A 9,680-nucleotide genomic window follows, 5' to 3' on the forward strand; every position below is an offset into this window, starting at 1 on the left:
GTCGGGCCCCGCCGGTGCCGGCAGGCTGCGGCCGAACGCGGCGCCGGCCTCGACGCTCGCCTCGACATTGGACTTGCCGAGCAGTGCATCCTCGATCGCGCGATAGCCGGTGCAGCGGCAGATATTGCCCTTCAACGCCGCGCCTAGATCGGTGCGTTGCGCCTGGTTCAGCGAGGCGCAGGTCAGGATCATGCCGGCGGTGCAGAAGCCACATTGAAAGCCCTGCGCATCGAGGAAGGCCTGCTGCATCGGATGCGTGCCACTCTCTCCGCCAAGACCTTCGATCGTGGTCACTGTGCGTCCTTCGGCCCGGAACGCCGGGATCAGGCAGCTATGCACCGGCTCGCCGTCGAGCAGCACGGTGCAGGCGCCACAGTCGCCGGCATCGCAGCCCTTTTTCACGCCGAAATGGCCGAGCTCGCGCAAGAATGTGCGCAGGCATTGGCCGGCGCGCGGCGCCTGCGCAAACGACTTGCCGTTGACCTCGAAGCTCATGACGGCCCTCCGGCCAGGAGTTCGCCGCGAATCTCTTCGCCGAGCCGCAGCGTCATGTGCTTGCGCCAGAGCGGCTGGCCGTGGATGTCGGTGTGGTACAGATCATCCGTAATCTGCTGCGCGATCGCGTCGCGAAGCGTCCTCGCGTCGGGCGGCTTGGGAAACGACAGCCGGATCGGCCGCACCGTCGAAGCGGTGACGGTGAGCGTCAGGGTGCCATCGGTATCAAGGCTGCCGATGAGGAGCGCCGCCGAGCGGCCGACCGGCGCCAGCGAGATCTGGCGAAAGGCGGTGCGGCGCTTCAAAGCGGCAATTGGAATATCGATCTGGCGAACCAGGTCGCCCGGCGCCAGCCGATTGCGCTGGTTGCCGGTGACGAAATCGACCACAGGAATCCTCTGTTCACCGCCGCCGGCCTTCCAGATGGTGCAGACGCCGTCGAGCGCGGAGGTGAGCGAGATCATCGGTCCCGCCGGCAGCGACATGCAGAGATTGCCGCCGACGGTCGCGGTCCTCCAGATCTTGAACGAGGCAAGAAAGGCGCGGCAGCACTGGTTGATCAGCGGCGCGGCGAGCCAGTCGGACGGGCAGGTGAGACCATCGAGTTCTGCGATGGTGCAGGTGGCGGCAATCGAGAGATGGCTCTCGGTGATCGTCAGCGCCGGCCATTTCAAATCGGTGAGATCGATCAGCCGCGTCAGCTGCGTTTGCGGCTCCGAGAACAGCCAGGTGCCACCCGCGAGCCAGGCATCGCCTGCCGTCCAAACCGGCAGCTGCGTGCGCGTTTGCGGACGGGCGACCGCTGTGATGGTATTCAAATCCATGGCTGCGCCAGCGCTTCCGTCGGGTGAATCGTCCAGGAGAAAGTGTTGCAAGACGGGAGCCAAGTCGCAAGAAGAAGTCGGAGCAAGGACGCAGTCGTCCTCCGCCTTGCGGCCTGCCGTCAGCGGATGTGAGGAGAAAGCGGGATCATGAGCGATTCAATGCCGATCTGGATCAGGAATCCCCTGGCCATCCTCGCGGACGGTGCCGAGCGCGGGGTGGTGGTGAAGGACGGCCGGATCGTCGAGCTGGTGCCGGCCGGCACCACGCCTGCGACCGCTGATGTCTCTGTGTTCGATGCGGGCGAACACGTCGTGCTGCCGGGCCTGATCAACACCCATCACCACTTCTACCAGACGCTGACGCGGGCGCTCCCGGCGGCGATGGACCGCGAGCTGTTCCCCTGGCTCCAGGCACTCTATCCGGTGTGGGCAAGGCTAACGCCTGAAGCGCTGGAACTCGGCGTCACCGTTGCGATGTCCGAGCTGCTGCTCTCCGGCTGCACCACCACGACGGATCATCACTACGTCTTCCCCGCGGGGCTCGAAGACGCCGTCGATATCGAGGTTGGCGTTGCAAAGCGGCTCGGAATGCGCGTGCTGCTGACGCGCGGCTCGATGAACCTGTCGCAGCGCGACGGCGGCCTGCCGCCTGACAGCGTGGTGCAGGACGAGGACACGATCCTCGCCGACAGCGCGCGCGTGGTGGCGAAGCATCACCAGCGCGGCGCGGATGCGATGGTGCAGATTGCGCTGGCGCCGTGCTCGCCCTTTTCGGTGACGACGTCGCTGATGCGCGCCACGGCCGATCTCGCTGAAAAACTCGACGTGCGCCTCCATACCCATCTCGCCGAGACCGAGGACGAGAACAAATTCTGCGAGCAGATGTATGGCTGCCGCCCGCTCGACTATCTCGAACAATGCGGCTGGCTCAATGCGCGCACGTGGCTGGCCCATGGCATCTTTTTCAACGCCGACGAGATGAAGCGGCTCGGCAAGGCAAGGACGACCATCAGTCATTGCGCGTGCAGCAATCAGCTACTGGCGTCCGGCTGCTGCCCGGTCTGCGAGATGGAGGAGGCCGGGGTCGGGATCGGGATCGGTGTCGATGGGTCGGCTTCGAATGACGGCTCGAACCTGATGCAGGAGATACGGGCTGCGTTCCTACTGCAACGGGCCCGCTATGGCGTAACGAAAGTCAGCCACAAGGATGCGCTGCGCTGGGCGACCAAGGGCTCGGCGGCCTGCGTCGGCCGTCCCGAACTCGGCGAGATCGCGGTCGGCAAGGCCGCCGATCTCGCGCTGTTCAAGCTCGACGAGCTGCGCTTTTCCGGTCACGGCGATCCGCTGGCCGCCCTGGTGCTATGCGGGGCGCATCGTGCCGACCGGGTGATGGTGGCCGGACGATGGACCGTGATCGACGGCGCGATCCCTGGCCTCGATGTCGCCGGCCTCATCCGCCGCCACAGCTCGGCGGCGCGGGCCATGCAGGCCGGATAGGGGCACGGAAACTGAAAGAGGGGGCGACCACAAGTGCCGGGTGCTTCTGGCCACCCCCTCCGAACCTCCTCCGGGAGGAGCAGGTGATTTGGCTAAAGCAAGAAGCGTGCTACTTGCCCGGCAGCTTGTCGTCGATGCCCTTGACGTAGAAATTCATGCCGAGGATCTGGCCGTCGTCGAGGTGATCGCCACCTTTGCACTCGACCGGCTTGCCGTCCTGCCCAACGATCGGGCATTTGAACGGGTGCAGCTTGCCCGCGGTGATCGCGGCCTGGGCATCCTCAGCCATTTTTTTCACGTCGTCGGGCATGTTGGTATAGGGCGCCATCGCGAACATGTGGCTGTCGAGGCCACCCCAGCTGTCCTCGGACTTCCAGGTTCCGGCGAGCTCCGCCTTGACGCGCTCGATGTAGTAGGGCCCCCAGGTGTCGAGGATCGAGGTCAGCTGGGTCTTCGGCCCGAACTTGATCATCTCGGAATCCTGGCCGAAGGCGAGCTTGCCGCGTTCGCTGGCAATCTGCATCGCTGCGGGCGAATCCGTGTGCTGCATGATCACGTCGGCGCCCTGGTCGATCAGCGCCTTGGCGGCGTCGGCCTCCTTGCCTGGGTCGAACCAGGTGTTGGCCCAGATGATCTTGACCTTGATATTAGGATTGACGCTCTGCGCCGCCAGCATCGTCGCGTTGATGCCGGAGACGACCTCCGGAATCGGGAACGAGCCGATATAACCGAGCACGCCCGACTTCGACATCTTGGCCGCGATCAGGCCTTGAATGTAGCGGCCCTGAAACCATTTGGCCGAATAGGTCGACATGTTCGGGTTACGCTTGTAGCCGGTGGCGTGCTCGAAATGCACGTTCGGATACTTCTTGGCGACCTTCAGCGTCGGGTCCATGTAGCCGAACGAGGTCGTGAAGATCAGCTTGTTGCCGGCGCGGACGAGCTGCTCGATGGAGCGCTCGGCGTCGGGGCCTTCGGGCACGTTCTCGAGATAGGTGGTCTCGATCTTGTCACCCAATTCCTTCACCAGCGCCTGGCGCGCGAGATCGTGCTGATAGGTCCAGCCGAGATCTCCGATCGGACCCAGATAGATGAAGCCGACCTTCAGCTTGTCGGCGGCGGAGGCTGCACCGACGCTTCCGGAGAGCAAGAGCCCGGTAGCCAGCGCAAGAAGTGATTTCCTCATCATCGATCTCCAAACATCAGGGGAAAGCCACGATCCGCAACGCGTGCGCCCCATCGCGCGCGTTGCGGAAATGAATTCAGCGGTCGGGTACGAACACGGTGCCGAGCGCGGCCGGTGCGGTCGAGCCGCCGCTGCGCGCGCGGGAGAGCAGAACCAGAACGATGATCGTCGCGAGATACGGCAGTGCCGACATGAATTGCGAGGGAATGCCGATGCCCCAGCCTTGGGCGTGCAATTGCAGGATCGTCACCGCGCCGAACAGGTAGGCGCCGACCACGAGCCGGCCCGGCCGCCAGGACGAGAACACCACCAGCGCCAGCGCGATCCAGCCGCGGCCCGCCGTCATGCCGGGGATGAAGAACGGCGTATAGGCGAGCGGCAGGTAGGCGCCGGCGAGGCCGGCGCAGGCGCCGCCGAACATCACGGCGAGGGTGCGGATGCGCAGCACGGGATAGCCGAGCGCATGCGCGGAAACGTGATTGTCGCCGCAGGCGCGCAGGATCAATCCCGCCCGCGTGCGGTACAGGAACCACCAGACCCCGATAACGAGTGCAATGGAGAAATAGACGAAGCCGTCCTCGCCGAACAGCACGCGGCCGACCAGCGGGATGTCGGTGAGGCCTGGAATGGAGAGATGCACTGCAGGCGTGATGCGCTCGCCGACGAAGCCGGCGCCGATCAGTCCGGACAGCCCGACGCCGAGGATGGTCAGCGCGAGACCCGTCGCGACCTGGTTGACGGCGAGCCCGAGGGCCATCAACGCGAAGATCAGCGACATCATCGTGCCCGCGACGATGCCGAACAGCGCGCCAATGAAGATCGATCCAGTCAGCCAGGCGCCGGCAAAGCCGCAGGCCGCACCGACGATCATCATGCCTTCGACACCGAGGTTGAGCACGCCGGAGCGCTCGGTCACGAGCTCGCCGGTCGCGGCGATCAGCAGTGGCGTCGAGGCGGCGAGCACCGCGAGGATGATGGCCTCAACCAGCTCCACGAGGCACCTGTCGGTTCGAGGACACCAGCTTGAAGCGATAGAGGATGAGGGAATCGCAGGCGAGCACGTAGAACAGCAAAATGCCCTGAAACACCTTGGTGACGTCCAACGGGATCTTCATCGCGATCTGGGCCTGCTCGCCGCCGATAAAGGTCAGGGCAAGGAAAAGGCCTGCAATTAATATTCCAAGCGGGTTCAGCCGACCGAGGAAGGCAACGATGATCGCAGTAAAACCGTAGCCGGGTGAGATGCCGGGCTGGAGATGTCCGACGGGCCCCGCGACCTCGATGATGCCGGCAAGACCCGCCAGCGCCCCTGACACCGCGAAGGTCAGGATGATCAGCTGATTGGCGTTGAAGCCGCCGAACCTTGCGGCACGGGGCGCGGCGCCGACGACGCGGATCTCGAACCCCTTGATGGTGCAAGCGAGCAGGATCGCCGCTGCCGCGACGACGAGCAGGGCGATGATCGAGCCGAGATGCAGCCGGCCGCCTTCGATCAGCAGCGGCACCGTCGCAACCGGATCGAACTCGGCCGTGGTCGGGAAGTTGAAGCCGTGCGGATCGCGCCAGGGCCCGCGCACGAGATAGTCGAGGAAGAGGTCGGCGACATAGACCAGCATCAGGCTGGTCAGGATCTCGCTGGCGCCGAACTTCACCTTGCAGATTGCCGGGATCAGGGCATAGAGCGCACCTGCGGCGGCAGCCAGCACGAGCATCGCCGGCAGCACCCAGGCGCCTGCGTCGGTGCCTTGAGTCTTCACCGCGATCCAGCTTCCGGCGACGGCACCGATCAGGAATTGTCCCTCGGCGCCAATGTTCCAGGCATTGGCGAGATAGCAGAGCGACAGCCCGATCGCGATCATCACCAGCGGCGTCGCCTTCACCGCGATCTCCTGGAGCGAATAGCCGTCGGTCAAGGGCGCGATGAAATAGGCGTGCAAGGCGAGCAGCGGATTCTTGCCGAGGATCGCGAACAGGATGACCATGGTCACGATGGTGAGGCCGATCGCAATCAGCGGCGAGACCAGCGCGATCGTGCCCGAGCGCTCGGCGCGCCTCTCAAGCACCAACTGCATGCGCGGCCTCCTTCGGCTCCAGGCTGCTGCCGCCCATGAGCAGGCCGAGCTTTTCGCGGCTCGCCTCGCTCGTGGCGAGTGGCGAAGACAGCTTGCCGTGGAACATGACCGCGATGCGGTCGGCGATCTCCGAGAGCTCGTCCAGATCCTGGCTGGTCACAAGCACCGCGGCGCCTGCGGTTGCGAGATCAAGCAGCGCCTGTCGAATGACGGCAGCGGCGCCGGCATCGACGCCCCAGGTCGGCTGGCTCACCACCAGCACCGCGGGGTTGCGCAGGATCTCGCGTCCCACGATGAACTTTTGCAAATTGCCGCCGGAGAGGGATGCCGCTTCCGGATCGCGCTTGGCCTTGCGCACGTCGAACGTCTCGGTCGCGCGGTCGACGGTCTTCAGCGTGGCGGCGGTATCGATGAAGCCGCGATGGACCATGCCACTGGCCGCATGACCGGTGAGCAGCGCGTTCTCCGACAGCTTCATGCGCGGCGCGGTGCCGTGGCCGAGCCGCTCCTCGGGCACGAAGGCGGCACCTAGCTTGCGCCGCTGCGTGATCGAGAGGTGGCCGGCGGCGATGCCTTCGATCACGATGGTGCCGGGATCCTTCGTGAGCCGTTCACCGGAGAGCGCGGCGAACAGCTCATCCTGGCCGTTGCCGGCCACGCCGGCGATGCCGAGGATCTCGCCGCCCTTCAGCTCGAACGAGATGTGATCGAGCCGTACGCCATGCGTCTCGCTTGGTGCGAGTGAAAGATCGTTGACGACGAGCCGCGGCACGGTGGTCTTCCGGGCCGATGCGGCCTTCACTTCCCTGATCTCGCCGCCGACCATCATGCGTGCGAGCGAGGCGGCGGTCTCGAGCCTTGGATTGCAGGTCGCGACCTTCCTGCCGCCGCGCAGGATCGTGGCGGTGTCGCAGAGCCGCTTCACCTCCTCGAGCTTGTGGCTGATGTAGAGGATGGCGCGGCCTTCGGCCTTGAGCCGCTCCAGCACGATGAAGAGCTGATCGGCTTCCTGCGGTGTCAAGACGGCGGTGGGCTCGTCGAGGATCAGGAATTTGGGATCCTGCATCAATGCGCGGACGATCTCGATACGCTGACGCTCGCCGACCGACAATTGCCAGACCTCGCGCCGGGGATCGAGCGGCAGGCCATAGATCTTCGACACCTGCTCAAGCCGCGCCGACATGTCCTTGAAGGACTCCCGTCCGTCGAGACCGAGCGCGACGTTCTCGGCGACGGTGAGATTGTCGAACAGCGAGAAGTGCTGGAACACCATGCCGATGCCGCGGCTGCGTGCTTCCGAGGGGCCGGACAGCACGACAGGTTGGCCATGCCAGCGAATCTCGCCGGCGCTGGGCTGGATCAGTCCGTAGATCGCCTTGACCAGCGTCGACTTGCCGGCGCCGTTCTCGCCGAGGAGCGCGTGGATTTCGTTCGGCCGGATGTCGATGTCGATGGAATCGTTGGCGAGGAAATCGCCATAGCGTTTGGTGAGTCCGATCGTCCGCAGCAGCGGGGACTCGCCGGAATTCAGGCCGTCAAATGTCGAATCCAACATTCGCTGATGCGCTTGCATGGTGAAGTGCCCCAATAGTGGGCCAGTTTGGACCCCGGCGTAAGATGTGAAAATGCGTCATCCCTTGCTCAACGCTTCGGCAGGCGGGTGGTATCAGCGGCTCGCTGTTCTCGCCCGGGCGAAGACACGCCTTACCGCGAGCGGCTGTTGCAGATTTGTGACGGTCCAAGCCAAATCGGAACCCGCTATGCAGACGTAATGTCACGGTGAGCAAAGTTGCGCCACCACGCCCATGCATTGCGGTTCGCCCCTGCATCGGCTCCCGACCGTCGCTGCCGCAGGATCCGCTCGGGATAAAAGACAAAGGGAAATCAAACAGGAATGTCCGGCAATAGACGGCCTCGCCCGGCCGTATGCCCGGTGATGGTGACGCGCAAAAACCCTCCAAATCCCACGATGAAACGCCGCCTCGTGCCGAAACAAGCGGCATGCCTTGAAAAAAGTTGAGGCTTCTCACTCCGGGAGATCGGCGCAAGTGTCGCACCCAGGGGCGTTCATTGACGTGTGCAAACTCGGGGGTATTCAGGATGTCGTTTCGTTTCAAGGCAGTGGCAGCAGCGGCGCTGTCACTTGCTACGCTGGCCAATGGTGGCTTGGCTCAGGCGGCGGATCTGCCGGTCAAAGCGGCCAAGAAGGCGCTGGACCTTCCGTTCTTCCTGGTGATCGATAACCGCGTCACGTTCTCGTACATCTTCAACGCCTCTCAGCCCGGTGCGTGGTCGTTCCGGCCGGATGGGTCGATCAACAGCAAGACCACCAAGCAGGTCTATTCGTTCACCCACTTTGACGCCTGGGCGTATGGCACGAACTTCTTCACCATCTCGATGTTCAAGTCCGATCAAAACGACCCGGCCGGGCCCTGCACCAACGCGGGCACGATCTTCGGCGCGCCGGCATCGTGCGCCGGGGCAACGGAGATCTACGGCCTGTTCCGCTCGACATTCGGCTGGAATGAGCTCTTCAACACCAAGGCTTTCAGTGCGGGGCCGCTGCACAACATCTCGTTCGAGGTCGGCATGGATGCCAATACCGAAAACAGGTATTTCGGCGCCGCCAAGCGCGACGTCGTCGGCGGTCTGCAGTTTGCGTTCGATCTGCCCTACAAGGGCTACATCAACGTCGCGCCGCTGGTCTATTGGGAGTTCGCCAACCACAATTCCTTCAGCCAGTGCGGATTGTTCGGTCCGGGCGTTCCCGGCGTCACGTGTCTTGCGGACGGCAATACGTCGTTCAAGCCAACCTGGGCGGTTGAAGTCAATTACTACATGGACCTCGGCTTCCTGCCGCCGAACATGCAGTATTTCTCGATCAGCGGCCGCGCCGGCTGGTACGGCAAGAAGGGCACCGACACCGAACCGCTTCCCTACAGTCCGGCGAACGGAGTCTACAACACAGCGGTGGAGCTGAATTCGGAGCCGATCCGCCTGACCTTCGACGCCTCGAAGGCGGCCTGGGGTGACAAGTACTCCCACTTCGTGGACGTTTGGGTGGCGTACCGCTACTGGCAGAACAAGTTCGGTCTCGATCACAACCTCGCCGTCGGCTGTACCACGGCCGTCGGTGGCCGGACGGTGAGCACCGGGGCCTGCACCGAATCCTCGCTCTATTCCGGTATCAGCGTGAAGTTCTGACCGGTTGAGGTCTCAAAGGTCGATGGCGCCGCGTGGAAAATGCGCGGCGCCGTTCGCGTTTGCCAAGAGTGCTCTCGTTGGGTGGGCAGAGCGAAGCGTGCCCACCATATCTGCTGCGATGTTGGGATAGATGGTGGGCACGGCGCAAATGCGCCTTTGCCCACCCTTGTATTAGGGCGATCGATTATATTGAGCCGTTCCGTGAGGAATGGCCCAGCCCGGGTGGCCGCCCGAGCTGGGTCGCCGTTCGATCGGATCGGAGCCCACCGAAGCCTTGAGGGCTGTCAGACGTAGCAAGATCGCGATCGGCACTTCATCGGGACCCGAATGGTTGAACGAACTTTAGGTTCGCATAACAAGGGAGGGATCGACGAAGATGGCCAAGCATACCACGATCTGTGC

General features: G+C 64.0%; 8 protein-coding genes. 2 read left to right on the top strand and 6 right to left on the bottom strand.

Annotated features, from left to right (window positions below):
• Nucleotides 1-495: (2Fe-2S)-binding protein (locus tag MOV74_RS21265; protein WP_246926337.1), on the bottom strand; the 495-nt coding region annotated here is incomplete at its 3' end.
• Nucleotides 492-1,319 (bottom strand): FAD binding domain-containing protein, encoded by an 828-nt coding sequence (locus MOV74_RS21270; RefSeq protein ID WP_246926338.1) that lies wholly within the window; start codon nt 1,317-1,319, stop codon nt 492-494. The genes MOV74_RS21270 and MOV74_RS21265, both read right to left, overlap by 4 nt.
• Nucleotides 1,320-1,466: 147 nt before the next feature.
• Here MOV74_RS21270 and MOV74_RS21275 point away from each other — a divergent pair, with 147 nt between their 5' ends.
• Nucleotides 1,467-2,816: an 8-oxoguanine deaminase gene (locus MOV74_RS21275; RefSeq protein ID WP_246926340.1), complete on the top strand. Its 1,350-nt coding sequence runs from the start codon at nt 1,467-1,469 to the stop codon at nt 2,814-2,816.
• A 109-nt stretch (nt 2,817-2,925) separates the two neighbouring features.
• Here MOV74_RS21275 and MOV74_RS21280 read toward each other — a convergent pair whose 3' ends face one another.
• The 4 genes from MOV74_RS21280 to MOV74_RS21295 form a co-directional block, all read right to left on the bottom strand.
• On the bottom strand, nt 2,926-4,002 hold the full coding sequence (locus MOV74_RS21280; RefSeq protein ID WP_246926341.1) for a BMP family ABC transporter substrate-binding protein: 1,077 nt from the start codon (nt 4,000-4,002) through the stop codon (nt 2,926-2,928).
• A gap of 76 nt (nt 4,003-4,078) precedes the next feature.
• Entirely contained in the window at nt 4,079-4,996 is a 918-nt protein-coding gene (locus MOV74_RS21285) for an ABC transporter permease (RefSeq protein WP_246926343.1), read from the bottom strand.
• Nucleotides 4,983-6,074 carry an ABC transporter permease gene (locus MOV74_RS21290; RefSeq protein ID WP_246926346.1) on the bottom strand — a complete coding sequence of 364 codons (1,092 nt, stop codon included), beginning with the start codon at nt 6,072-6,074 and terminating at the stop codon, nt 4,983-4,985. The genes MOV74_RS21285 and MOV74_RS21290 overlap by 14 nt, the downstream gene beginning before the upstream one ends.
• A complete protein-coding gene (locus MOV74_RS21295; protein WP_404979157.1) occupies nt 6,058-7,647 on the bottom strand; it encodes an ABC transporter ATP-binding protein in 1,590 nt (529 codons plus the stop codon). The genes MOV74_RS21290 and MOV74_RS21295 overlap by 17 nt, the downstream gene beginning before the upstream one ends.
• Before the next feature lie 527 nt (nt 7,648-8,174).
• Here MOV74_RS21295 and MOV74_RS21300 point away from each other — a divergent pair.
• Nucleotides 8,175-9,278, top strand: coding sequence for a hypothetical protein (locus MOV74_RS21300; protein ID WP_246926351.1), 1,104 nt, complete (start codon nt 8,175-8,177; stop codon nt 9,276-9,278).
• The last annotated feature ends 402 nt before the right edge of the window (nt 9,279-9,680 follow it).

Origin of the sequence: Bradyrhizobium sp. SHOUNA76, assembly GCF_023006445.1 — a bacterium.
Taxonomy (GTDB): domain Bacteria; phylum Pseudomonadota; class Alphaproteobacteria; order Rhizobiales; family Xanthobacteraceae; genus Bradyrhizobium.

Coding starts and splice junctions, on each gene's coding strand:
- MOV74_RS21270 (WP_246926338.1), bottom strand. CDS start 1,319: ATGGATTTGAATACCATCACAGCGGTCGCCCGTCCGCAAACGCGCACG.
- MOV74_RS21300 (WP_246926351.1), top strand. CDS start 8,175: ATGTCGTTTCGTTTCAAGGCAGTGGCAGCAGCGGCGCTGTCACTTGCT.
- MOV74_RS21295 (WP_404979157.1), bottom strand. CDS start 7,647: ATGCAAGCGCATCAGCGAATGTTGGATTCGACATTTGACGGCCTGAAT.
- MOV74_RS21275 (WP_246926340.1), top strand. CDS start 1,467: ATGAGCGATTCAATGCCGATCTGGATCAGGAATCCCCTGGCCATCCTC.
- MOV74_RS21280 (WP_246926341.1), bottom strand. CDS start 4,002: ATGAGGAAATCACTTCTTGCGCTGGCTACCGGGCTCTTGCTCTCCGGA.
- MOV74_RS21290 (WP_246926346.1), bottom strand. CDS start 6,074: ATGCAGTTGGTGCTTGAGAGGCGCGCCGAGCGCTCGGGCACGATCGCG.